The sequence below is a fragment of the Pseudomonas flavescens genome (assembly GCF_013408425.1).
Taxonomy (GTDB): domain Bacteria; phylum Pseudomonadota; class Gammaproteobacteria; order Pseudomonadales; family Pseudomonadaceae; genus Aquipseudomonas; species Aquipseudomonas fulva_A.
The window spans coordinates 3,774,150-3,797,107 of record NZ_JACBYV010000001.1 but is presented as its reverse complement, the minus strand read 5'-3'; the positions used below and the strand labels follow the sequence as shown (position 1 = coordinate 3,797,107).

Annotated in this window: 19 protein-coding genes; 14 read left to right on the top strand and 5 right to left on the bottom strand. The window is 62.5% G+C overall.

The window, feature by feature from the left end; translation table 11 throughout:
- Positions 1-162 precede the first annotated feature (162 nt).
- On the bottom strand, positions 163-2,172 hold the full coding sequence (rep, locus tag FHR27_RS16960; RefSeq protein ID WP_042553250.1) for a DNA helicase Rep: 2,010 nt from the start codon (positions 2,170-2,172) through the stop codon (positions 163-165).
- A gap of 287 nt (positions 2,173-2,459) precedes the next feature.
- On the opposite strand from rep, the gene FHR27_RS16955 reads away from it, so the two are divergent.
- Positions 2,460-4,130, top strand: coding sequence for a putative bifunctional diguanylate cyclase/phosphodiesterase (locus FHR27_RS16955; protein WP_179539130.1), 1,671 nt, complete (start codon positions 2,460-2,462; stop codon positions 4,128-4,130).
- Between the two features lie 30 nt (positions 4,131-4,160).
- Here FHR27_RS16955 and FHR27_RS16950 read toward each other — a convergent pair whose 3' ends face one another.
- On the bottom strand, positions 4,161-5,537 hold the full coding sequence (locus FHR27_RS16950) for a NorM family multidrug efflux MATE transporter (RefSeq protein ID WP_179539129.1): 1,377 nt from the start codon (positions 5,535-5,537) through the stop codon (positions 4,161-4,163).
- A 139-nt stretch (positions 5,538-5,676) separates the two neighbouring features.
- On the opposite strand from FHR27_RS16950, the gene FHR27_RS16945 reads away from it, so the two are divergent.
- The 8 genes from FHR27_RS16945 to FHR27_RS16910 all read left to right on the top strand — a co-directional run bounded on the left by FHR27_RS16945 (position 5,677) and on the right by FHR27_RS16910 (position 15,544).
- On the top strand, positions 5,677-6,597 hold the full coding sequence (locus FHR27_RS16945) for a LysR substrate-binding domain-containing protein (RefSeq protein WP_179539128.1): 921 nt from the start codon (positions 5,677-5,679) through the stop codon (positions 6,595-6,597).
- A gap of 184 nt (positions 6,598-6,781) precedes the next feature.
- On the top strand, positions 6,782-8,758 hold the full coding sequence (locus FHR27_RS27465) for a methyl-accepting chemotaxis protein (RefSeq protein ID WP_042553246.1): 1,977 nt from the start codon (positions 6,782-6,784) through the stop codon (positions 8,756-8,758).
- A 527-nt stretch (positions 8,759-9,285) separates the two neighbouring features.
- Complete coding sequence (locus tag FHR27_RS16935; protein ID WP_179539127.1) at positions 9,286-10,449, top strand: type III PLP-dependent enzyme; 1,164 nt, start codon at positions 9,286-9,288, stop codon at positions 10,447-10,449.
- Between the two features lie 149 nt (positions 10,450-10,598).
- The gene (locus tag FHR27_RS16930; RefSeq protein ID WP_042556297.1) at positions 10,599-13,070 is read left to right on the top strand and encodes a Lon protease family protein; all 2,472 of its coding nucleotides are present in this window, start codon (positions 10,599-10,601) and stop codon (positions 13,068-13,070) included.
- Positions 13,071-13,253: 183 nt separating this feature from the next.
- Complete coding sequence (locus tag FHR27_RS16925) at positions 13,254-13,595, top strand: PA4575 family protein (RefSeq protein WP_042556298.1); 342 nt, start codon at positions 13,254-13,256, stop codon at positions 13,593-13,595.
- Positions 13,596-13,788: 193 nt separating this feature from the next.
- Positions 13,789-14,277: a TIGR00645 family protein gene (locus FHR27_RS16920; protein ID WP_042556299.1), complete on the top strand. Its 489-nt coding sequence runs from the start codon at positions 13,789-13,791 to the stop codon at positions 14,275-14,277.
- 112 nt (positions 14,278-14,389) lie between these two features.
- Positions 14,390-14,695, top strand: a complete 306-nt coding sequence (locus FHR27_RS16915; protein ID WP_042556300.1) for a DUF6482 family protein — start codon at positions 14,390-14,392, stop codon at positions 14,693-14,695.
- Between the two features lie 231 nt (positions 14,696-14,926).
- Positions 14,927-15,544, top strand: coding sequence for an FKBP-type peptidyl-prolyl cis-trans isomerase (locus tag FHR27_RS16910; RefSeq protein ID WP_042556301.1), 618 nt, complete (start codon positions 14,927-14,929; stop codon positions 15,542-15,544).
- Positions 15,545-15,670: 126 nt separating this feature from the next.
- Here FHR27_RS16910 and FHR27_RS16905 read toward each other — a convergent pair whose 3' ends face one another.
- Positions 15,671-15,898, bottom strand: coding sequence for a PA4570 family protein (locus tag FHR27_RS16905; protein WP_042556302.1), 228 nt, complete (start codon positions 15,896-15,898; stop codon positions 15,671-15,673).
- A gap of 201 nt (positions 15,899-16,099) precedes the next feature.
- Positions 16,100-17,068 carry a polyprenyl synthetase family protein gene (locus FHR27_RS16900; RefSeq protein ID WP_042556303.1) on the bottom strand — a complete coding sequence of 323 codons (969 nt, stop codon included), beginning with the start codon at positions 17,066-17,068 and terminating at the stop codon, positions 16,100-16,102.
- A gap of 301 nt (positions 17,069-17,369) precedes the next feature.
- Between FHR27_RS16900 and rplU the strand changes: the two genes are divergently transcribed.
- From rplU to FHR27_RS16875, 5 genes are all read left to right on the top strand, one after another.
- A complete protein-coding gene (gene rplU, locus FHR27_RS16895) occupies positions 17,370-17,681 on the top strand; it encodes a 50S ribosomal protein L21 (RefSeq protein WP_042556304.1) in 312 nt (103 codons plus the stop codon).
- Positions 17,682-17,719: 38 nt separating this feature from the next.
- Positions 17,720-17,977, top strand: coding sequence for a 50S ribosomal protein L27 (gene rpmA, locus FHR27_RS16890; protein ID WP_042556305.1), 258 nt, complete (start codon positions 17,720-17,722; stop codon positions 17,975-17,977).
- 225 nt (positions 17,978-18,202) lie between these two features.
- Positions 18,203-19,426 carry an Obg family GTPase CgtA gene (gene cgtA / locus FHR27_RS16885; protein WP_179539126.1) on the top strand — a complete coding sequence of 408 codons (1,224 nt, stop codon included), beginning with the start codon at positions 18,203-18,205 and terminating at the stop codon, positions 19,424-19,426.
- Positions 19,427-19,526: 100 nt separating this feature from the next.
- A complete protein-coding gene (gene proB, locus FHR27_RS16880) occupies positions 19,527-20,645 on the top strand; it encodes a glutamate 5-kinase (protein WP_179540107.1) in 1,119 nt (372 codons plus the stop codon).
- Between the two features lie 50 nt (positions 20,646-20,695).
- Positions 20,696-21,154, top strand: a complete 459-nt coding sequence (locus FHR27_RS16875) for a CreA family protein (RefSeq protein WP_042556307.1) — start codon at positions 20,696-20,698, stop codon at positions 21,152-21,154.
- 74 nt (positions 21,155-21,228) lie between these two features.
- On the opposite strand, the gene FHR27_RS16870 is transcribed toward FHR27_RS16875, so the two are convergent.
- Positions 21,229-22,854, bottom strand: coding sequence for a methyl-accepting chemotaxis protein (locus FHR27_RS16870; RefSeq protein WP_179539125.1), 1,626 nt, complete (start codon positions 22,852-22,854; stop codon positions 21,229-21,231).
- Positions 22,855-22,958 lie beyond the last annotated feature (104 nt).

Here is a 22,958-nt window from a genome sequence, read left to right as displayed (position 1 = left end):
GCCGGCGGCAACTACCGGCCTCTCATTCTGACTACGAAATGTTACGCAGGTGCCCGTGAAGGTATTGGGCGCGGCGAAAACCTGACCTGGGTTGCGCGGCGCGACATCCGGAGCATTTCCCCGGCTGTCGTAGCGCTCGGCCGGGGCCACCGATTGCTCGTATCAGCGCTTGAGCATGGCGCGCATGCTGGCCAGGGCGTCGTTGCCGCGAGCGGCTTTGACCTCCACCGGCGCCTCTTCCATGCCTTCCCAGGTAAGGTCCTCGGGCGGCAGTTCGTTGAGAAAACGGCTCGGCGAACAGTCGATGATCTCGCCGTACTGCTTGCGCTTGGCGGCGAAGGTCAGTGCCAGGTTGCGCTTGGCGCGGGTGATGCCCACATAGGCCAGGCGCCGTTCTTCTTCGATGGTGTCGGCTTCGATGCTGGAACGGTGGGGAAGAATTTCCTCCTCGAAACCGATGATGTACACCGAAGGGAATTCCAGCCCCTTGGAGGCGTGCATGGTCATCATCTGCACACCGTCGGCGCCATCCTCTTCTTCCTGCTGCCGTTCGAGCATGTCGCGCAGTACCAGCTTGCCGATGGCGTCCTCGATGGTCATGTCGCCCTCTTCGTCCTTGTCGAGGGTGTTCTTCAGGGCATCGACCAGAAACCAGACGTTGCCCATGCGCGCGTCCGCGACCTTGTCGCTGGAGGCGTTCTGGCGCAGCCAGTTCTCGTAGTCGATGTCCATCACCATGCTGCGGATGGCGGCGATCGGCTCGTTGACCACGCATTGTTCGCGCACGCCGTCCATCCAGCGTTTGAAGCGTGCCAGGCGCTCGGTGTAGCGGCTGTCCAGGTGCTCGCCAAGGCCGATTTCGTCGCTGGCGGCGTACATGCTGATCTTGCGTTCGTTGGCGTAGTTGCCGAGCTTTTCCAGGGTCGTGGAGCCGATCTCCCGACGTGGCACGTTGATCACCCGCAGAAAGGCATTGTCGTCGTCCGGGTTGACCAGCAGGCGGAAGTAGCTCATCAGGTCCTTCACTTCCTGACGGGCGAAGAAGCTGGTGCCACCAGACAGGCGATAGGGGATCTGGTGGTGCTGCAGCTTCAGCTCCATCAGCTTGGCCTGGTAGTTGCCCCGATAAAGGATGGCGAAATCACTGTAGGGGCGCTGGGTGCGCAAGTGCTCGGTGAGAATCTCCAGCGCCACGCGCTCGCACTCGGCGTCTTCGTTGCGGGTGCGGATCACGCGGATCTCATCGCCCATGCCCATCTCGCTCCACAACTGCTTTTCGAACGCATGAGGGTTGTTGGCGATCAGCACGTTGGCGCATTTGAGGATGCGGCTGGTGGAGCGGTAGTTCTGCTCGAGCATCACCACCTTGAGCGACGGGTAGTCTTCCTTGAGCAGGTTGAGGTTCTCCGGCCGCGCACCGCGCCAGGCGTAGATCGACTGGTCGTCGTCGCCCACCACGGTGATCTGGTTGCGCATGCCCACCAGCAGCTTCACCAGCAGGTACTGGCTGGAGTTGGTGTCCTGGTACTCGTCGACGAGCAGGTAGCGGATGCGGTTCTGCCACTTCTCCAGAATGTCGGTGTGTTCCTGGAACAGCTTCACCGGCAGCAGGATCAGGTCGTTGAAGTCCACCGCGTTGTACGCCTTGAGCGTGCGCTGGTAGTGCAGGTAGACGATGGCGGCCGTCTGCTCCTTGGGGCCGCGAGCATTGGCCAGGGCCTCGTCAGGCAGGATCAGGTCGTTCTTCCAGCTGTCGATGTAGTTCTTGACCTCATCGGCACCGTCGTCGCCTGCGTACTCCTTCTGCATGATGTCCGTCAGCAGCGCCTTGATATCGCCGTCGTCGAAGATCGAGAAGCCGGGCTTGTAGCCCAGGCGCGCGTATTCCTTGCGGATGATGTTCATGCCCAGGTTGTGAAAGGTCGACACGGTCAGGCCGCGGGCCTCGGGGCCTTTGAGCAGGGTGCCGACACGCTCCTTCATCTCGCGAGCGGCCTTGTTGGTGAAGGTCATGGCGACGATGTGCTGGGCGCGAATTCCGCAGTTCTGTACCAGATGGGCGATCTTGCGGGTGATCACGCTGGTCTTGCCGGAGCCTGCGCCGGCGAGCACCAAAAGAGGGCCGCCGACGTAGTTCACGGCTTCCTGTTGCCGGGGATTGAGTCGGGACATCGTGTTTATCGCGAAGGGAAATGGCCACGCATTTTAGCTGAAAGTCGACTGTCATTCGTTGCTTTGATGAAGGAAGTTAGCCTCCACCAACAGCCGTGCTCTGACCATGGCCAATGCCTTGCCGTTATGTGACGGGGTTGGCGGCGAGTTTCGCCTGTGGGGTTGTAGGCGTGGCGCGTTTGTCGCAGGATGTCCCGCGTTTCACACGGAAGTGCTTGATTTGACGTCGGATATGGCGCACTCAGGGGCATTTTTCAGCCCGCACTTTCTTGTATCGGGGAGTTTTCTTGAGCGCATTCGTCGAGCCATTGCGCCTGATACTGCTGGCTGAAACGCCGCAGTGGAGCGAGTTGCTGCACGAACGCCTGGAGGCCCTTGGCGGTCCGGCGCCCTTGACCTGCGCCTCCAGCTGGCCAGCCGCCGAAGCGTTGCTGGGCGATAGCCCCGATGGGGTTCTGCTGACCACGCCGGCTCATCTGCCCAGCCCTGAACAATGCCGCGCACCGATCATCCTGTTGCTGGATAACGAACCCGAGCAGGCGCCGGCGCAAGCCTGTGACTGGCTGGTGCGCGACCAGTTGAGCGATGACGTGGTGCGCCGCTGCCTGCGCTATGTCCGCGAACAGGGGCGTTTGCAGGCCACGCTGCAGCGCCTTACTGAGCAGGACGCGCTGACCGGCATCGCCAACCGCCAGGGCTTTCAGACCCTGCTGGCCGCTCGCCTTGGCGATCACAGCCAGCGTGGCCTGGCCCTAGTGCATCTGGATCTCGACAACTTCCACCAGGCCAACGATGCTCTCGGGCACCAGGCTGGCGATCAACTCATCCAGCAGGTGGTGGCGCGTCTCAAGCAGCACCTGGGGCGCGGTGACCAGCTGGCACGGCTGGGCGGTGACGAATTCGCCCTGCTGCTCGACACCCGTGGCGATCTTCGGCGCGCCCGGTCCTGGGTTCGGCGTATCGCCGATGCCCTCGGCGAACCTTACTGGATCGACGGCGAGAGCCTGCTGCTCGGGTGCAGCCTTGGCGTGGCCGAGGCCAAGCCGGCAAGCAATGCCGATACGCTGATGTGGCATGCCCATGTCGCCATGCAGCAGGCCAAGAGTCGCCAGGGTTGCACCTATCACCTGTATGACGAACACCTGGATCGCAACCTGCGCAGTCAGGCCGATCTGCAGCGGGAAATGCGCCGGGCGCTGCGCCGTGAAGAGTTGCAGCTGCACTATCAGCCGAGGCTGTGCCTGCACAGTGGCGAAATCGTCGGGCTGGAAGCATTGGTGCGCTGGAAACACGAGGAGCATGGCCTGCTGATGCCCGGCTCGTTCGTGCCGCTGGCCGAGGAATGCGGGCTGATCGTGCCGCTCGGTTACTGGGTGATCGATCGCGCGCTGCGTGACATGCAGGGGTTGGCCGGGCGCGGCCACCCGGCGCTGCACATGGCGGTCAACCTGTCGTTCCGCCAGTTCCAGGACAGCCAGTTGTTGCCGACCCTGGAGCGCTTGATCGAAAGCTGCGGTATCGACAGCAGCTGGCTGGAGTTCGAACTCACCGAAACCGCCGTGATGCGCCGTAGCGAATACGTTCTGCAGACCATGCGGCGCCTCGGCCACCTGGGGGTGCGCTTTTCTCTCGACGACTTCGGCACGGGCTTCTCGTCATTCGAGCACCTCAGCAATCTGCCCATCGCCCTGTTGAAGATCGACCGCAGTTTCGTCACGGGCATGGAGTTGCGTCCGCAGAGCCAGCAACTGGTACAGGCGATGATCAATCTGGCCCATAACCTGGATCTGCAGGTGGTGGCCGAAGGCGTGGAGAATGTCGATCAGTTGCAGCTGCTGCGCGAGTTCGGCTGCGACCAGGTGCAAGGTTATCTGGTCAGCAAGGCGATGCCGTTGGCCGAGCTGGCGCGCTTTCTGTCGGCGGGCGAGCACCAGTCGCTGCTCAGCGGTCGACCCTAGCCGCTGCAATCCGGACTCGCAGGCAGCCGCTTATGACAGGTAGGCCTGCATGGCGTTCGGCCGCTGCAGGCGCGCAGTCTTCCAGCGAAAGCCCAGCACCAGGCCGCTCGCCGTCACCGCCAGGCCCGCAGCCAAGCCCCACCACACGCCGTGGGCGCCCCAGCCGGCCGGGAAGGCCAGCAGCCAGGCCAGCGGTGCGCCAATGCACCAGTAGCCGGTCAGACCAATCACCAGGGTCAGACGGCCGTCGTTAAGGCCGCGTATCGCGCCCATGGCGATGCTTTGCAGGCCGTCGAACAGCTCGAACCAGGCGGCGATCGCCAGCAGGCTCACCGCCAGGGTGACGATATCGGCGAACGCCGGATCGTGGCGGTCGAGGAACAGGCCGATGATCCACTCTGGCAGTAGCCAGAACGCCAGGGCGAACAGCAGCATTAACGCGGCGCCCATACCCATGCCCAGGTAGCCGGCCAGGCGCGACATGTGCAGGCGGTCGGCGCCGTAATGCATGCCGACCCGAAAGGTCACCGCATAAGAAAGACCATGGGGCACGATAAAGGCCAGGGCGACCGACTGCATGGCGATCTGGTGCGCCGCCAACTGCACGCTGCCCAGGGCGCCCATGCACAGGGTGGCAAAGGTGAACAGGCCTTGCTCCGCGGCATAGGTGCCGCCAATCGGCAGGCCGAGGCGCAGTAGGGCGCGGATTTCGGCGCGCTGCGGGCGACCCAGGCCGCCGCGCAGCTTGTAACGCTGGTAGTTCGGCGACATCAGGATGTACAGCCCCAGGGCCAGCGCCATGGCGCTGCTGACCAGCGCGGTGGTCAGACCGATACCGCTCAGGCCCAGGTCTACGCCCAGCCAGCCTTTGATCAACGCATAGTTGATGACAAAGTTGGCAAGGGTGCCGACGATGCTGATGGTCATCACCGGGCCGGGACGGCCGATGGCGCTGGTGAAGCCGCGCAGGGCCATAAAGCACAGGTAAGCGGGCAGGCCCAGCGACAGCGGGCGCAGGAAATTCATGGCCTGACTGGCGGCGTCGGGATCCTGACCCAGGTGCGGCAGCAGCGGGCCAAGGCCATTGAGACACAGCGCGCTGATGACGCCCAGCAGCAGGGCCAGCCACAGGCCGTTGCGCAGCAGGCGAGTGACGCCCTCCGGGTCGCCAGCGCCGTGGCGAATGGCGATCATGCTGCCCACGGCGGCGATCACCCCCGTGCAGAAGATCGAGAAAATGAAGTAGCAGGTCGCGCCCAGCGCGCCGCCGGCCAACTGCCCAGGGCCGAGCATGGCCATCATCAATGTGTCGGTGAAGATCATCAGCGCATGGGCCAGCTGCGCGGAAATCAGCGGGCCTGCCAGGCGCAGCAGCGCACGCAGCTCGTGACCAAGGGGATTTTTCATGATGAGTAAAACTTCGGTAGGGTGAGCATCCCCAGACTGTCGGGAGATGAGCAATGACGGCTATTCTCCGGTTTGTAGCCAGTGCCCACAAAAGGAAAATAGCGATGCAAGGCATGATTAAAACTCATGGTTCAATGCAGTGACGCGGCGCCTGCCACCGCTCTATGCCCTGCGCGCCTTCGAGGCCGCCGCGCGGCATTGCTCTTTCACCCGTGCCGCTGATGAGCTGGCGATCACCCAGAGCGCGGTGAGCCGGCACATTCGCAGCCTGGAGGATTACTTCGCCTGTCGGCTGTTCGAGCGCCGCGGCCGGGCGGTGCACCTGACCGAGCCGGCGAGTCTGCTGCTGCCGGGCGTGCACGAAGGTTTCGAGTCCCTGGAGCGAGCATGCGCGACCCTGCTCGTGGAGGACGGCACCTTGCGTCTGAAGGCGCCTTCGACCCTGACCATGCGCTGGCTGCTGGCGCGCCTGTCGCTGTTTCGCGCCCGGCATGCAGGCCTTGAGGTGCAGCTCACCAGCGCATGGATGGATCTCGATCGTGTGGATTTTCTCCATGAGCCTTTTGACTGCGCCGTGTTACTCAGCGCAGGCACCTTCAGCAACGAATGGCATAGCGTGCGGCTGTTCGACGAATGGCTGATCCCGGTGTGCGCGCCTGCTGTGCTCGGCGAGCAGCCGTGGGACGTCAGCCGCCTGCAGCAGGCCGAGCTGGTGCATCCGACTCCCGATCGGCGTGACTGGCGCCGCTGGCTGCAGGCCATGGGCCTGACCGACCAGGTGTCGCTCAAGGGCGGCCAGGTGTTCGACACCCTGGAGCTGGGCATCGTCGCCGCCGCCCGCGGTTACGGCGTGTCGATCGGCGATCTGGCCATGGTCGCCGAGGATGTGCTGCTGGGCCACCTGGCGCTACCCTGGTCGACCGCCGTGTCCAGCGGCGAAAGCTATTATCTGGTGTGGCCCAAGGCCCGCCGTGGGCAGGAGCGTTTCGGGCGGTTAGCCGAATTTCTGCTTGCCGAAGTGGCGGCCATGCAGTTGCCCGAGGTCGAGCTGCGCCGTTAGAAGAGCGCTGAAAACGTTCATCGACGAGACGTTTTTATTACTCCACGCAAAAAATGTGGTGATAGCGTCATGATGGCCATTGACGCACTAAAACTCTCAAGTATTCTCCGCGCTCGCCGACTTACAGGCTGATCACAATTTATTCAATTACTCCATACAGGGACGATGGAGCTCGGAGATTTTCATGAACCAACCCCGTTCCCGTATCGCCTGGCAACTGGCGACGGCCCTTGCCGCCATGCTGGTGCTGCTGATCAGCGTCAGCACGCTGTTCGCCCTGCGCTCGCTGAGCAGCGCCAACCTCGTGACCCGTGAAGAGCACCTGGGCAGCGAAGCGCGTCTGCTGGCTGACCAACTGAGCACCTTTCACGACAGCCTGCGCGAGAGCACGCAGCGGTTGGCCGGGTTGTTCGAGCGGCGCTTCAGCAGCGGCTTGACCGTCAGCCCGGACGAGCGCGTTGCGGTGGGTTCATTGCAGGCTCCTGCCCTGTATCTGGGCTCCACGCGGTTGAACAACGAATTCGCCGAAGTCGACGAGTTCCGCCAGCTCACTGCTGGTGTGGCGACCATCTTCGTGCGTGACGGCGATGATTTCGTCCGCGTGACCACCTCGCTGACCAAGCAGGACGGCGGCCGTGCCATCGGCACCGTGCTCGATCGCAATCATCCTGCCTACGCACGACTGCTGGCCGGCAACAACTACGTTGGCCGGGCGCTGCTGTTCGAGCGCTTCTACATGACCCAGTACACCCCAGTGCGTGACAGCGCGGGTCGAGTGATTGCCGTGCTGTTCGTTGGCTTCGATTACACCGATGCGCAGAACGCCCAGTTCGCCAACCTGCAGCGTTTCCGCATTGGCAGCACGGGCTCTCTTGCGTTGCTCGACGATCAGAGCAAGTGGCTGGTGCCTCCTTATGCCGCGCAGCGCCCCGAGCAACTGACCGCCAACATGGCCAGCGTGCTGGGCAAACCGGGCAAAGGTGGTTTCTGGAGCGATGGCGAGCAGCAGTTCTATAGCGTCGCCGTGCCGTTCCCTGGCGGTCCGTGGACGGTCGTGGCGAGCATGCCGGAAGAGGAAATCCAGGCGGTGACCTGGCGCGTCGGCAGCCAGCTGGCGATCGGCAGCCTGGTGACGCTGGTGCTTGCCGTGCTCGCGGTGATCTGGCTGCTGCGCCGCAAGCTGCGCCCACTCGGCGACCTGGTGCGTCAGGCTCAGGCGCTGGGCGCCGGTGACCTGAGCGTACGCCTGGAAGTCACCAGTAACGACGAGATCGGCGAACTGTCGCGCAATTTCAATCAGATGGGGGCTGCGCTATCGACCATGGTCGAGCGCGTCCGCGCCGCTGCCGGTAACGTAAACCAGCGCGCCGAAGCACTGTCCGGTCTGTCACGCGGTGCCTACGAGGGGATCGAGCAGCAGTCCGGTGAGATCAGCAGCATGGCCGGTGCGGTGGAAGAGTTCAGCGCCACCTCGCTGAACATCGCCGACAACATGCGCAGCACCGAACGCATGGCCAGCGATAACGCCAGCCAGACCCGCATCGGCCGTACCTCCATGGAAGAGGCCTCCAATGCACTGGAGCAGATCTCCTCGTCGCTGAACAGCGCCGCCAAGGTCATCGACAGCCTTGGCCAGCGCTCCCAGGAGATCGGCGGCATCCTCAGCGTGATCACCTCGATCGCCGACCAGACCAACCTGCTGGCGCTCAACGCGGCCATCGAGGCCGCCCGCGCCGGTGAGCAGGGCCGTGGTTTCGCCGTGGTCGCCGACGAAGTGCGCAGCCTGGCAGGGCGTACCCGTGAAGCGACCACCGAAATCTCCAGCATGATCGGTAGCATCCAGGGCGAAACCAGCAGCGCCATCAGCAGCATGGAGCAGGGCCGTCAGTTGATGCAGAACGGTTTGCAGCTCAATGCCAAGGTCGCCGCGGCGTTGACCCACATTGCCGAGCAGACCAGCGCCGCTGGTGATCAGTTCGCCGCCATCACCACCGCGACCAGCGAGCAGAGCAGCACCGCGACGGTGCTCAGCAGCAACCTGCAAAGCATCGCCCAGGCCAACGGCGAGCAGCGCGAAGTGATTGCCAACCTGGCCCATACCTCCAAGGAACTGGAGACCCTGGCCGCCGATCTGCACCGCGAAGTCGAGCGCTTCCGCTAAGCCCTCTCTACGGCAGGCGCAACTGACTGACAGTTGCGCCACCGCCGCCTGGCTGACCCGCCCGGGTCAACCGAAAGCCCCCTGTCATCGTCATGAAAGCTCCCTGTGCCAGGCTCGACGCCGGGCACCGGGTTTTCCCGTGGGGCCGCGGCTGTGCAGCATTTCGCCGCGTTTCGTGTGGAATCCAAAACGCTCGGCAAGCGAGAGTGCCCTCGAGGGCAATTTTTGATTGATCTGAGCGGGGCATGGTCTTAAAGTCCGCGGCCGAACGTCCATGCTGGCAACGATCCATCCGGCTCAAGTACTGACGACGAGAGGTTGTGGCGCCTGATTCCAGGCACGACAATTCTCGGCGACATGCCTTGGGAAGTAGGCGAACCAAAGTGGGGAAACTGATCAGACGTTCCAGGCCTGGCAGCAGGCTTTCCGGCCGATTGTCGATGGCCGCCCCCGACACCCGGTTGAACCTGTGCCCGGTTCAACTGCCCGAATCATAGTGTTCATGGTTTAGCCATTTGGAGCCCCGCATGTCGATCAAGGTCGAAGATTACTACCCACGCGAAACCTTCAACCGCATGAAGAACTTCGCTGACCAGCATGAAACCCCGTTCGTGGTGATCGACACCGCGATCATCAGCCAGGCCTACGATGACCTGCGCGCCGGTTTCGAATTCGCCAAGGTCTACTACGCCGTCAAGGCCAACCCGGCGATCGAGATCATCGAGCTGCTGCGCGACAAGGGCTCGAACTTCGACATCGCCTCGATCTACGAGCTGGACAAGGTGCTGTCGGCTGGCGTCAGCCCGGACCGCATGAGCTACGGCAACACCATCAAGAAAGCCCGCGACGTTCGCTATTTCTACGAGAAGGGCGTGCGCCTGTTCGCCACCGACTCGGAAGCCGACCTGCGCAACATCGCCAAGGCCGCACCGGGCTCGAAGATCTACGTACGTATCCTCACCGAAGGCTCGACTTCTGCCGATTGGCCGCTGTCGCGCAAGTTCGGCTGCCAGACCGACATGGCCATGGACCTGCTGATCCTCGCCAAGCAACTGGGCCTGGTGCCTTACGGCATTTCCTTCCACGTGGGCTCGCAGCAGCGCGACATCGACGTGTGGGATGCCGCCATCGCCAAGGTCAAGGTGATCTTCGAGCGTCTGAAGGAAGAAGACGGCATCGTGCTGCAGATGATCAACATGGGTGGCGGCTTCCCGGCCAACTACATCACCCGTACCAACAGCCTGGAAACCTACGCCGAAGAAATCATCCGCTTCCTCAAGGACGATTTCGGCGACGAGCTGCCGGAAATCATCCTCGAGCCAGGCCGTTCGTTGATCGCCAACGCCGGCATCCTGGTCAGCGAAGTGGTACTGGTCGCACGCAAGTCGCGTACCGCCGTGGAGCGCTGGGTGTACACCGATGTGGGCAAGTTCAGCGGCCTGATCGAAACCATGGACGAAGCCATCAAATTCCCGGTCTGGACCGAGAAGAAGGGCGAGATGGAAGAAGTGGTCATCGCCGGGCCGACCTGCGACAGCGCCGATATCATGTACGAGCACTACAAGTACGGCCTGCCGCTGAACCTGGCCAGTGGTGATCGCCTGTACTGGTTCTCCACCGGCGCCTACACCACCAGCTACAGCGCGGTGGAATTCAACGGCTTCCCGCCGCTGAAATCCTTCTACCTGTAAGCCTTGCGGTGACACCAGACGCCCGCACCTGCTGCGGGCGTTTTGCTTTCTGCGGGGCAGGTCGATACCGGTTGGCATCGGTGCCTTGCCAGGGGGAAGCGGGCGGCGCGAGAATGCAGACACTTCTCTGCGGTATTTAAGGATCTCCGATGCCCGATCCCGTTGCAGCCGGCCTGCGCCTGGCGCCCGATGCACTCACTCGTCCCTTCTCGCCTCAGCAGTTCGCCTTCACCACCACCGATGACCTGGAGCCTTTCCGTGGCGTGCTTGGCCAGGAACGTGCCGTCCAGGCGCTGCAGTTCGGCGTGGCCATGCCGCGCCCCGGTTACAACGTATTCGTCATGGGGGAGCCGGGCACCGGGCGGTTCTCTTTCGTCAAACGTTACCTGCGCGCCGAAGGCAAGCGCCTGGAAACCCCGCCGGACCGCGTCTACGTCAATCACTTCGACGAGCCCCGCGAGCCCCGCGCCGTGGAACTGGCTGCCGGCACCGCTGGCGAGTTCATCGCCGATATCAACGCACTGATCGACAACCTGCTGGCGACCTTTCCGGCGGTTTTCGAGCACCCGTCGTTCCAGCAGAAGAAGAGCGCCATCGACCGCGCCTTCAACAAACGCTACGACCAGGCGCTGGACGTCATCGAAAAGCTGTCTCTGGAGCGCGGCATCGCCCTGTACCGTGACAGCACCAACATCGCCTTCACGCCGATGCTCGAAGGCAAGTCCGTGGACGAGACCGAATTCGCCCAGTTGCCGGAAGCGGAGCGCGAACGGTTCCATGCTGATATCGCCACGCTGGAAGAGCGCCTCAACGAGGAGCTGGCCAGCCTGCCGCAGTGGAAGCGCGAGTCGAGCAACCAGCTGCGTCAGCTCAACGAGGAAACCATCACCGTCGCCCTGCAGCCGCTGCTGGCGCCGCTCTCGGAGAAATACGCCGAGAACGCGGGCGTTTGCGCCTACCTGCAGGCGATGCAGGTGGACCTGCTGAAAAGCGTGGTCGACCTGCTCATCGAGGTGGAGAAGGCCGACGCCCAGACCCGTAAGCTGCTCGAAGAACTGTACGCCCCCAGCCTGATCGTCGGTCATCATGCCGACGGCGGCGCGCCGGTGGTGTTCGAGCCGCATCCGACCTACGACAACCTGTTCGGCCGTATCGAGTACAACACCGACCAGGGCGCGCTCTACACGAGCTATCGCCAGTTGCGCCCGGGTGCCTTGCACCGTGCCAACGGCGGCTTCCTGATTCTCGAAGCGGAGAAGTTCCTCAGCGAGCCATTCGTCTGGGAGGCCCTGAAGCGGGCCCTGCAGTCACGCAAGCTGAAGATGGAGTCGCCGCTGGCCGATCTGGGCCGTATCGCCACGGTCACTCTCAACCCGGAAACCATCCCGCTGCAGCTCAAAGTGGTGATCATCGGCTCGCGCCAGCTCTATTACGCGCTGCAGGACGCCGATCCTGACTTTCAGGAGATGTTCCGGGTGCTGGTCGATTTCGACGAGGACATTCCGCTTGCCGACGACAGCCTGGAGCAGTTCGCCCAGTTGATGAAAACCCGTACCAACGAAGAAGGCATGGCACCGCTGAGCGCTGCGGCAGTCGCGCGGCTGGCGACCTACAGCGCCCGCCTGGCGGAGCACCAGGGGCGGCTGTCGGCGCGCATCGGCGATCTGTTCCAGCTGGTCAGCGAGGCGGACTTCATCCGCAACCTGGCGGGTGAAACGGTTACCGACGCCGACCATATCGAGCGTGCGCTAAAGGCCAAGGCCACGCGCACCGGGCGGGTCTCCGCGCGGATCATCGACGACATGCTGGCCGGTATCATCCTCATCGACACCGCCGGTGCGGCCATCGGCAAATGCAACGGCCTGACCGTGCTCGAGGTCGGTGACTCGGCGTTCGGCGTACCGGCGCGAATTTCCGCGACCGTCTATCCAGGCGGCTCGGGCATCGTCGACATCGAGCGTGAGGTCAATCTCGGTCAGCCGATCCACTCCAAGGGGGTGATGATCCTCACCGGCTTTCTCGGCAGCCGTTACGCTCAGGAATTCCCGCTGGAGATCTCCGCCAGTATCGCGCTGGAACAGTCCTACGGGTACGTGGACGGCGACAGCGCCTCGCTCGGCGAAGTCTGCACGCTGATCTCGGCCCTGTCGCGCACGCCGCTCAAGCAGTGTTTCGCGATTACCGGTTCGATCAACCAGTTCGGTGAAGTGCAGGCCGTCGGTGGGGTCAACGAGAAGATCGAAGGCTTCTTCCGCCTGTGCGAGGCACGCGGGCTGACGGGCGAGCAAGGGGCAATCATCCCGCATTCGAACGTCTCCACCCTGATGCTCGACGAGCGTGTGCTGCAGGCCGTGCGTGCCGGTCAATTCCATGTCTATTCGGTGCGCCATGTCGACGAGGCGCTGAGCCTGCTGGTCGGCGAAGACGCCGGTACCCCGGACGACAAGGGCGTCTTCCCGAAAGGCAGCGTCAATGCGCGAGTGGTCGAGCGCCTGCGCGAGATCGCCGAGATCGGCATGGGTGAGGAAGACAAACCCGAGCAGGCCAAGGAAGCGCTGACCGCTGCGCTGCCAGAGAAGGCGCCCAAGAAGCCGCGGGTGAAAAAACCGTTGGTCGAGTGAGGTAGGCGCGGGCGAGCTGATCAATTCATGAACGTCTCGCCCGCGGCTATTCAGCATGCTGGATGGCCGCGCTTGCGCACCTGTCATGCACAGAGTTATCCACAGGTTCTGTGAATAAGCCTGCCTTTGCCAATAGAGGTTACAGGTGTAGGCTGCAAGTCTGTTTCCGCGAGGATTGCCGCCGTGTCGCGTAGCCTCTGCCTGACTCGTGAATACCTGGGCGTGACCACGCGCATCGAGTGCGCGGTACTGCCGCTGGCGGGTGATCGAGGTCTTTGGACATTGATCTGCATCGCCGGCATGTCCGCCAGGCAACCCTCCGCCGTCAAGGCACAAGGCCCATTCCACGGCCCTTTGGTGGTTGAAGAGCTGCTCGATGAAATCGCCGAGAGCCTGGCCGTTCAGGGGTATGGTGCCTGCAGTGAACCGCCGATCTGGCGCCTGCATGCCCAGGCCGAGTTGCGGCGCATCAACGGTGACAATCGCCACTCGACTGCTGCCCATCCGTTGTTGCCTGACAGCTGAGCGAGGAGCCTCTCGGATGTTTTTTCGAGGGGCTGAGCGGTGCACTGCGGCTATGCGTCGCAGTTCTTATCCACAATGTGCATTGCTGCTATCGATTGCGTTATATAGGCCCCTTTCAGGCTGCCGGCCTTGGCTTGCCTGCGCCTCGCTGCTGGGTATACTCGCCCGCTGTTTCAATCATTTGTGAGAGTCCATGGAACGCTTTATCGAAAACGCGATGTACGCATCGCGCTGGCTGCTGGCCCCCATCTATCTAGGTCTGTCGCTTGGCCTGCTGGCGCTGGCACTGAAGTTCTTCCAGGAAGTCTTTCATGTCCTGCCCAACGTTTTCGCCATTGCCGAAGCGGATCTGATTCTGGTGCTGCTGTCGCTGGTCGACATGGCCCTGGTCGGTGGTCTGCTGGTGATGGTGATGATGTCCGGCTACGAGAACTTCGTTTCGCAACTGGATATCGATGAAGGCAAGGAAAAGCTCAGCTGGCTGGGCAAGATGGACTCCAGCTCGCTGAAGATGAAGGTCGCGGCCTCCATCGTGGCCATTTCCTCGATTCACCTGCTGCGGGTATTCATGGACGCACGTAATCACGAAGCCGATCACCTCATGTGGTACGTGATCATCCACATGACGTTCGTCGTTTCAGCCTTCGCCATGGGCTACCTGGACAAGCTGACCAAGCACTGATCGGTACGCCGATGCAGCCAGGAACGCCCGGCTTTGCACTGCAAGGCCGGGCGTTTTGTTATCTGCGTGACGGCGAACGTATAGTGACGGTTCCAGCTCTCGAGGATATGCCATGACTCTGCCCGAATTGCTGCGCGCGGCTCGCGATGGTGCGGTAAGCGAACTCGAACTGATTTCTCTGGAAGGGGGGATCTACCTGTTGCAGATCGTCGCTAGCCAGCGGCGCTGTCATCTCCTCGATGACGCCGGCCGCAACCTGCGCTTGCGCTCCGTGGAACACGCCAGGGACCTGCTGCAGGAACTGCCCGAGGTGCCGCTTTTTCTGGTGCATGCCTCGGCGTACGACGAGATGTGTGGCCTGCCAGGCGGAACCCGTGACGCGCTGCGTGTGCCTGTCAGCCTGCGCAGCCGCTGGTGAGCCGTCATCGGGTCTGTTGACGTTTCAGCAGGACCGCGCCGGCGCGGCACTGTGGGTTGCGCGGGAAATCTCGCCATGCGTCGCTGGATGACTTGAAAAGGGAATACCACTCCCTGCGTTCTTCGCCTCGCCGCCCGGCCTTGCGAGATTTCTCGCTGCAACGCGGCTTGCGTTGAAGCGCCAACAGCCCATAGGCTAGTCAGCCTTTTTTCCAGCTTGCGGAGCGGCGACATGCCCGAACTCAATCTTTCCACTGACGAAGCACGCGTCAGCTACGGCATCGGCCGCCAACTTGGTGGCCAACTGCGTGACAATCCGCCGCCGGGCGTCAGCCTCGAAGCCGTTCTGGCAGGGCTGGCCGATGCATTCGCTGGTCAGGAAAGCCGTGTCAGCGAAGCCGAGCTGTCGGCCAGCTTCAAGGTAATCCGTGATGTCATGCAGGCCGAAGCCAAGGCCAAGGCCGACGCTGCTGCTGGTGCCGGCCTGGCTTTCCTGGCCGAGAACGCCAAGCGCCAGGGCATCACCGTGCTGGAATCCGGTCTGCAGTACGAAGTACTGACCGCAGGCGAGGGCGCCAAGCCATCGCGTGATGACAGCGTGCGCACTCACTATCACGGCACCCTGATCGACGGCAGCGTATTCGACAGCTCCTACGAGCGCGGCCAGCCGGCCGAATTCCCGGTCGGTGGCGTGATCGCCGGTTGGACTGAGGCCCTGCAACTGATGGGTACCGGCAGCAAATGGCGCCTCTACGTGCCGAGCGAGCTGGCCTATGGCGCCCAGGGCGTTGGCAGCATCCCACCACACAGCGTGCTGGTATTCGATGTCGAGCTGCTCGACATTCTGTAATCGCGGCACAGGGTGGATGGTGCGCCTGCGGTCGCGCTATTCATCCAGCATTGCGGTCCAGTGGTGGTGGGCGGTGCAGCGCTGCCCACCCTACAGCTGGCTCGCGAGCCTTCGCATACGCCAACTTCACGGGCGCAAGGCCCGGGCGTAGCAGTACAGGAACAAACTGCGGACCAGTTCCTTGAGCACCAGTGGCTCGCTGGAATTCAGCTCGTGCAGATCCAGATCACCCTGTTTACGCAGTTCATCCAGCGCTTCTTCTTCGAGAACGGCGCAGACTTCGCCCGTTTCCCGGTGCAGGATGCGCAGATAGGGGTGAGGGCGATCCAGCCAGGCGTCTATCAAGTAAGTCATGCTCATCATCTCCCTGAGTCAATGGTAGATATGAGAATAATTCTTATTACGATAATAGCAAGCGTTAATCGCAGCCTTTCGTCGATCCAGTCGTCAGCGCTGATTTCCAGTCCCTGCCGATGAGCGGGGAGCGGGCAACCCGCAGCGCGTGCCACAAAAAAGCCCGTCACATGGACGGGCCTCGGTACGCTGTTCTCGCAGTCAGTGCGTGCGGGCTACGGCAAAGTGGCTCAGTTCCACCAGCGCGTCGCGATACGGGCTTGGCGGCAGCACTTCCAGGCAGGCGATGGCGCGTTCGGCGTAGTCGCGGGCCAGGTTGGCGGTGTAATCCAGGGCACCGGCCGCTTCCACGGCATTGCGGATGCTTTCCAGGTCTTCCAGGCCACCCTTCTGAATCGCCTTGCGTACCAGTGCCGCCTGCTCCGGCTGGCCTTCGCGCATGGTGTAGATGAGCGGCAGGGTGGGCTTGCCTTCGGCCAGGTCGTCACCGACGTTCTTGCCCAGGGTGGCTGCATCGCCCTTGTAGTCGAGCAGGTCGTCGACCAATTGGAAGGCCACGCCCAGGTGATCACCGAACGTGCGCAGTGCTTCGTTCTGCTCTGGCGTGGCTTCGGCCAGCGCTGCGGCACTCTGGGTCGAGGCCTCGAACAGCATGGCCGTCTTGCCGCGGATGACTTCCATGTAGGTTTCTTCGGTGGTGCTGGCGTCGCGGATCTTGGTCAGCTGCAGCACCTCGCCTTCGGCGATCACGCGAGTGGCCTTGGCAAGGATCTTCATGACCGGCATCGAGCCCAGTTCGACCATCATTTCGAACGAGCGCGAATAGAGGAAGTCGCCGACCAGCACGCTTGGCGCATTGCCCCACTGTGCGTTGGCGGTGCTGCGGCCGCGGCGCATGTCCGACATGTCGACCACATCGTCATGCAGCAGGGTGGCGGTGTGCAGGAACTCGATGGTGGCGGCCAGCAGGCGCAGACGGTCGTCGCTCATGCCCAGTGCCTTGCCGCTGAGCAGCACGAGCAGCGGGCGCAGGCGTTTGCCACCGGCGGAAATGATGTAGTCGCCGATCTTCTCGACCAGCGGGACGCGGGAAACCAGCTGTTGACGGATAATGCCGTCCACGGCGGTAAAGTCATCCGCTACCACACTGTAAAAAGCCTGGGGTTGCATCAGCGACACGTGCTCCTTCTAGGTTGCGCGGCATGTTAGGGGCTCTTGACGTTTCAGTGCAAGCCGAAGGGCGCGCTTAAAAGGCTGCGACCCGGCCTGCCGTGGCAGAGCGGTCGTGGCGAGCGCTCATGGTGCTTGCGCAGCTCCGGGGGCTTGCGTACAATCGCGCACCCTGAACTTCCCCCTGGGTATTTCCCTGCCTTACGCAATTGCAAGGGTGTCCTTCCGGCCCCAAGCAGCCATGCCAGCCGACACTTATTCCTATAAAGCGCTGGGTGAGCAGGATTAACGGAGATTTACCATGTACGCAGTAATTGTTACTGGTGGCAAGCAATACAAAGTCACCGAAGGCGAATACCTCAAGGTCGAGAAACTGGAAATCGCCACTGGCGAAGCCGTTACTTTCGACCGCGTGTTGCTGATCGGCAACGGTGACGACGTGACCATCGGTGGTCCGGTCATCGAAGGCGCCAAGGTGTCGGCTGAAGTCGTTTCGCAAGGTCGTCACGATAAAGTCACCATCATCAAGTTCCGCCGTCGTAAGCACCACATGAAGCGTCAGGGCCACCGTCAGTGGTTCACTGAGATCAAAATCACCGGTATTCAGGCCTGATTCGTTTCGCCTGAACCCTTTATAGGAGTATTGAACTCATGGCACACAAAAAAGCTGGCGGTAGTACCCGCAACGGTCGCGACTCAGAAGCCAAACGCCTTGGCGTGAAGATGTATGGCGGCCAGAAAATCATTCCTGGCAACATCATCGTGCGTCAGCGCGGCACCCAATTCCACGCTGGTTACGGCGTTGGCATGGGTAAGGATCACACCCTCTTCGCGAAAATCGAAGGCGTGATCAAGTTTGAAGTAAAAGGCGCCTTCGGTCGTCGTTACGTGAGCGTCGTCGCAGCTTAACCGCGACGTTGCTGGAAAAGCCCCGTCCTGCGACGGGGCTTTTTTGTTTCTGTATCCTATGGCGTGGCTTGGCTCTGCTTGCTATCTGCAAAGTGGCTGCGAGGCACGTATTGCGTGGGTTCTTGCCAAACTGTCCTGGGTTGACGCGGGCGGTTTCAGGGCAATTTTGCAAGCACCCGGTGTTTCTTGTTTCAGTGACCCGCGTTTTAAGCGGGAGGCGTATCCATGAAATTCGTCGATGAAGTATCGATTTCTGTAAAGGCTGGTGATGGTGGTAACGGCATGATGAGCTTCCGTCGTGAGAAGTTCATCGAGAACGGTGGCCCCAACGGTGGTGATGGTGGTGATGGCGGCTCGATCTTTATCGAGGCGATGGCCAACCTCAATACCTTGGTGGACTACCGCTACACCCGTCGCTTCCAGGCGCCCAATGGTGAGAAGGGTGGCAGCACCGATTGCACCGGTGCCAAAGGTGAAGATCTCATTCTGCCAGTGCCGATTGGCACCACGGTGATCGACGCTGGTACCCAGGAAGTGATTGGTGACCTGACCAAGGCCGGACAGCGCCTGCTGGTCGCTCAGGGTGGCTGGCATGGTCTGGGCAATACCCGCTTCAAATCCAGTACCAACCGTGCGCCGCGGCAGACCACGCCAGGCAAGCCGGGTGATGCGCGTGACCTCAAGCTGGAGTTGAAGGTGCTGGCGGACGTCGGTCTGCTTGGCCTGCCCAATGCTGGCAAGAGCACCTTTATCCGTTCGGTTTCGGCGGCCAAGCCGAAGGTCGCCGATTACCCCTTCACCACGCTGGTGCCGAATCTGGGGGTGGTGAGTGTCGATCGTTACAAGAGCTTCGTGGTCGCCGACATTCCGGGTCTGATCGAAGGTGCTTCCGACGGTGCGGGCCTGGGGATTCGCTTCCTCAAGCATTTGTCGCGTACTCGCTTGCTGCTGCATCTTGTCGACATGGCTCCAATGGACCTGACCGATCCGGCCGAAGCGGCTGCCGTCATCGTCGCCGAGCTGACCAAGTTCAGTCCGTCGCTGGCGGAGCGTGAGCGCTGGCTGGTGCTGAACAAGGCCGACCAGATCCTCGATGAGGAGCAGGAGGCGCGGATCGCCGAGATCGTTGCGCGGATCGAGTGGACTGGACCTGTGTATGTGGTATCCGCCCTGGCGCGGCAGGGCACCGAGCAGCTGTGTTATGACATCATGGACTTCCTCGAGGCGCGCGCTGAGCGCATCCAGGAGAATCCAGAATATGCCGCCGAGCTGGCCGAGCTCGATACCCGTATCGAAGATGAGGCGCGCGCTCAGTTGCAGGCGCTGGATGACAAGCGCGCGCTGCGCCGCTCCGGTGTGCGGCCTGTCGCTGAAGCTGAAGAGGATGACAGCTTCTGGGACGAGGAAGATGAAGACGATGGCCCGGAAATCATTTACGTCCGGGACTGATTGGACGACAGACGCCGCTTTTTAGCGGCGTTTTCGTAAGTTTTGGCCGTTGCCGTCGGTGATGGCTTGCGAAATGAGCTTCTGGCTGGGGTTGGTGAACATGCGTGACAAGGTAAGCGGTGCGCAGCGCTGGGTGGTGAAGATTGGCAGTGCCTTGCTGACGGCCGATGGCAAGGGCCTGGATCGCGGCGCCATGGCGGTGTGGGTCGAGCAGATGGTGGCGCTGCGGGCGCAGGGCGTCGAGCTTGTGCTGGTATCGTCCGGCGCGGTGGCGGCGGGCATGAGCCGCCTTGGCTGGACTGCGCGACCGAGTGCCATTCACGAGCTGCAGGCGGCTGCCGCCATCGGTCAGATGGGCCTGGTACAGGCCTGGGAGTCGAGTTTCGGCGAGCACGGTCGGCGCACGGCGCAGATTCTGCTGACCCACGACGACCTGTCCGATCGCAAGCGTTACCTCAATGCGCGCAGTACCTTGCGCACGCTGATCGATCTCGACGTGGTCCCGGTGATCAACGAGAACGATACCGTGGTGACCGACGGCATTCGTTTCGGTGACAACGACACCCTGGCAGCGCTGGTGGCCAACCTGGTAGAGGCCGACCTGCTGGTGATCCTCACCGACCGCGACGGCATGTTCGACGCTGATCCGCGCAACAACCCCGATGCCCAGCTGATCCACGAGGCGCGTGCCGACGATCCGGCGCTGGATGCCGTCGCCGGTGGTGTCGGTGGTGCACTGGGGCGTGGTGGCATGCAGACCAAGTTGCGGGCTGCACGGCTGGCGGCGCGTTCCGGGGCGCATACCGTGATTGTCGGTGGTGCCATCGAGCAGGTGCTGGCGCGGCTCAAGGCCGGCGAGTTGCTCGGTACCCTGCTGGTGCCGGAGCGCGGCATGCTGGCGGCGCGCAAGCAGTGGCTGGCGGGGCATCTGCAGACGCGCGGTACGCTGGTGCTGGATGCCGGTGCGGTGAAGGCGCTGGTGTCCGACCGCAAGAGCCTGCTGCCGGTGGGCGTGAAGGCGGTGCAGGGCAGTTTCCGGCGCGGTGAGATGGTGGTTTGCGTGGCGCCGGACGGTCGTGAGATCGCCCGCGGTCTGGCCAACTACAGTGCGCTCGAGGCGCAGAAGATCATTGGCCGTCCTTCGGATGACATCGAGCGTCTGCTCGGCTATGTCGATGAGACCGAGCTGGTGCATCGCGACAACCTGATTCTGGTTTAGACGCCGCTACAGGTTGCGAGTGTTTTGTCGGTATCCATGAGAGGTGACGTATGAAGGCAGGATGGCTGGGGTTGTTGTGTCTGTTGCCGCTGTGGGTGTCTGCCGAAGAGATCGGGCAGGTGTCTACCGTCTTCAAGTGGGTGGGGCCTAACGACAAGATCGTGGTCGAGGCCTTCGACGACCCGAAGGTGGCGGGCGTGACCTGTTACCTGTCGCGCGCCAAGACCGGTGGCGTGAAGGGTGGTCTCGGCCTGGCGGAAGACCGCGCCGAGGCATCGATTGCCTGTCGGCAGGTCGGCCCGATCAGCTTCGCCGGTGAGCTCAAGGATGGCGAAGAGGTCTTTCGCGAGCGTACCTCGCTGGTGTTCAAGACCATGCAGGTGGTGCGCTTCTTCGACCAGAAACGCAACACGCTGGTGTATCTGGTCTACAGCGACAGAATCATCGAAGGCAGCCCACAGAATGCGGTGACCGCCATCCCGATTCTGCCCTGGCCGAAAGCGCAGTAATCCTCCTTGCGACCTGCGTCGCGCGCTTCCGGGGCGTGGGGGCGGGCGCTTGCGACCCTTTCCCTTGCTGACATTCAGATCCGGAAGCGCGCCACCAGTGTGTTGAGGTCGACGGCCAGGCGCGAGAGTTCCTGGCTGGCTGCACTAGTCTGGTTGGCGCCGGCGGATGTCTGCAGCGACAGGTCGCGAATGTTCACCAGGTTGCGATCGACTTCCCGGGCGACCTGAGCCTGCTCCTCCGAGGCGCTGGCGATCACCAGGTTGCGTTCGTTGATCATGGCGATGGCTTCGGTGATCTGCTCCAGCGCGCTGCCTGCGCCTTTCGCTACTTCCAGTGTCGAGCGTGCCCGGTCATTGCTGTTCTGCATGGCGGCGACGGTTTTCTCGGTGCCCACCTGAATGCCGCCGATCATGCCCTCGATTTCCTGGGTCGACTGCTGAGTGCGGTGCGCCAGTGCGCGAACCTCGTCGGCGACCACGGCGAATCCGCGCCCGGCATCGCCGGCTCGTGCCGCTTCGATGGCTGCGTTGAGGGCGAGCAGGTTGGTTTGCTCGGCGATGGAGCGAATCACGTCGAGCACCTTGCTGATTTCGCGAATCCGCTCGGCGAGCTGTTCCACTTCACTGGATGTGGCGGTTACGTCTCGGGTCAGCTGGCTGATCGACTCGACGGTTTCACGTACCTGCTCGCGGCCCCTCAGGGCTGTGCTGTTCGATGCCTGGGAGGCTTCCGAGGTGCTTACCGCGTTGCGCGCCACTTCTTCCACGGCGGCAGTCATCTCGTTGACCGCGGTGGCGGCCTGTTCGATTTCGGTATTCTGCTGATGCAGGCCGCGCGTGGAGTCTTCGGTGACCGCATGCAGTTCTTCGGAGGCGGACGCCAGCTGGTTCGAGGAGTCGGAAATGCTCTGGATGGCGGCGTGCAGGTTCTTCTGCATGACCTGCAGGGCGGTCATCAGGCGAGCCGGCTCATCCGTGCCCTTCACTTGGATGCTTTGCGTCAGGTCGCCAGCCGCGATGACTTCGGCGACGCGCAGCGATTCGCCCAGTGGCACGACGATGCTGCGGGTCAGCACCACGGCCAGCAGTACGGTCAGTGCCAGGCTGGCGACCAGGGTGGCGATGACCATTTGTTGTGCGTCATCGAAGGCGGCCTGACTGGCGTCCGTGGATTGTATGGCGCCGTCATTATTGAAGCTGGAAATGCTCTTGATCGCTGCCGCCAGCCCGTCGGCATAGGTGGACAGCGGGCCATTGGCCAGGCGCGTGGCTTCGTCGATGCGCCCGGCGCGCGCCGCGCCGACTACCTGCTGCTGCAGGTTGGAGTATTCGTCGTAGGCTTTATGAAGCTGATCGAGCAGTGCCTGCTCCTGGGGCGAGCTGACCAGTTTGGCGTAGGCGTCGAACTGTCCCGGAACCGCCTTCACCAGGCCGTCGATGGTGCCGAGGGTGCTCTGCCGTTCGGCTTCGTCGGTCAGTAGTACGCTGCGTAGCGTCAGGGCACGGATGCGGCCTATGTTGGTGGCCAGGCCTTCGGCGGTGATCAGTGACGGTAACCAGTTGTCGCGGATCTGGTCCGAGGCGCTGTCCATGCGATTCATCTGCGACAGCGCGAAAAGCCCGAGCCCTAGCAGCAGGGCTGCCAGCAATGCGAATGCCAGGCCGGCGCGCTTTCCTATATCCAATCCTCTCGACCACATAGCAGACATCCTTTCCGTTATCCGCGCACCATGCAGCGGACGATGTTGAGGGTATCGGCAGGGTTCTCGCGGGCTTGAAATGGTCCGGGGGTCGTTGATCGTAC

Coding starts and splice junctions, on each gene's coding strand:
- proB (WP_179540107.1), top strand. CDS start 19,527: ATGCGTGACAAGGTAAGCGGTGCGCAGCGCTGGGTGGTGAAGATTGGC.
- FHR27_RS16930 (WP_042556297.1), top strand. CDS start 10,599: ATGCCCGATCCCGTTGCAGCCGGCCTGCGCCTGGCGCCCGATGCACTC.
- FHR27_RS16900 (WP_042556303.1), bottom strand. CDS start 17,068: ATGCAACCCCAGGCTTTTTACAGTGTGGTAGCGGATGACTTTACCGCC.
- FHR27_RS16920 (WP_042556299.1), top strand. CDS start 13,789: ATGGAACGCTTTATCGAAAACGCGATGTACGCATCGCGCTGGCTGCTG.
- FHR27_RS16950 (WP_179539129.1), bottom strand. CDS start 5,537: ATGAAAAATCCCCTTGGTCACGAGCTGCGTGCGCTGCTGCGCCTGGCA.
- rpmA (WP_042556305.1), top strand. CDS start 17,720: ATGGCACACAAAAAAGCTGGCGGTAGTACCCGCAACGGTCGCGACTCA.
- FHR27_RS16935 (WP_179539127.1), top strand. CDS start 9,286: ATGTCGATCAAGGTCGAAGATTACTACCCACGCGAAACCTTCAACCGC.
- cgtA (WP_179539126.1), top strand. CDS start 18,203: ATGAAATTCGTCGATGAAGTATCGATTTCTGTAAAGGCTGGTGATGGT.
- rep (WP_042553250.1), bottom strand. CDS start 2,172: ATGTCCCGACTCAATCCCCGGCAACAGGAAGCCGTGAACTACGTCGGC.
- FHR27_RS16915 (WP_042556300.1), top strand. CDS start 14,390: ATGACTCTGCCCGAATTGCTGCGCGCGGCTCGCGATGGTGCGGTAAGC.
- FHR27_RS16875 (WP_042556307.1), top strand. CDS start 20,696: ATGAAGGCAGGATGGCTGGGGTTGTTGTGTCTGTTGCCGCTGTGGGTG.
- FHR27_RS16905 (WP_042556302.1), bottom strand. CDS start 15,898: ATGACTTACTTGATAGACGCCTGGCTGGATCGCCCTCACCCCTATCTG.
- FHR27_RS16870 (WP_179539125.1), bottom strand. CDS start 22,854: ATGTGGTCGAGAGGATTGGATATAGGAAAGCGCGCCGGCCTGGCATTC.
- FHR27_RS16910 (WP_042556301.1), top strand. CDS start 14,927: ATGCCCGAACTCAATCTTTCCACTGACGAAGCACGCGTCAGCTACGGC.
- FHR27_RS27465 (WP_042553246.1), top strand. CDS start 6,782: ATGAACCAACCCCGTTCCCGTATCGCCTGGCAACTGGCGACGGCCCTT.
- rplU (WP_042556304.1), top strand. CDS start 17,370: ATGTACGCAGTAATTGTTACTGGTGGCAAGCAATACAAAGTCACCGAA.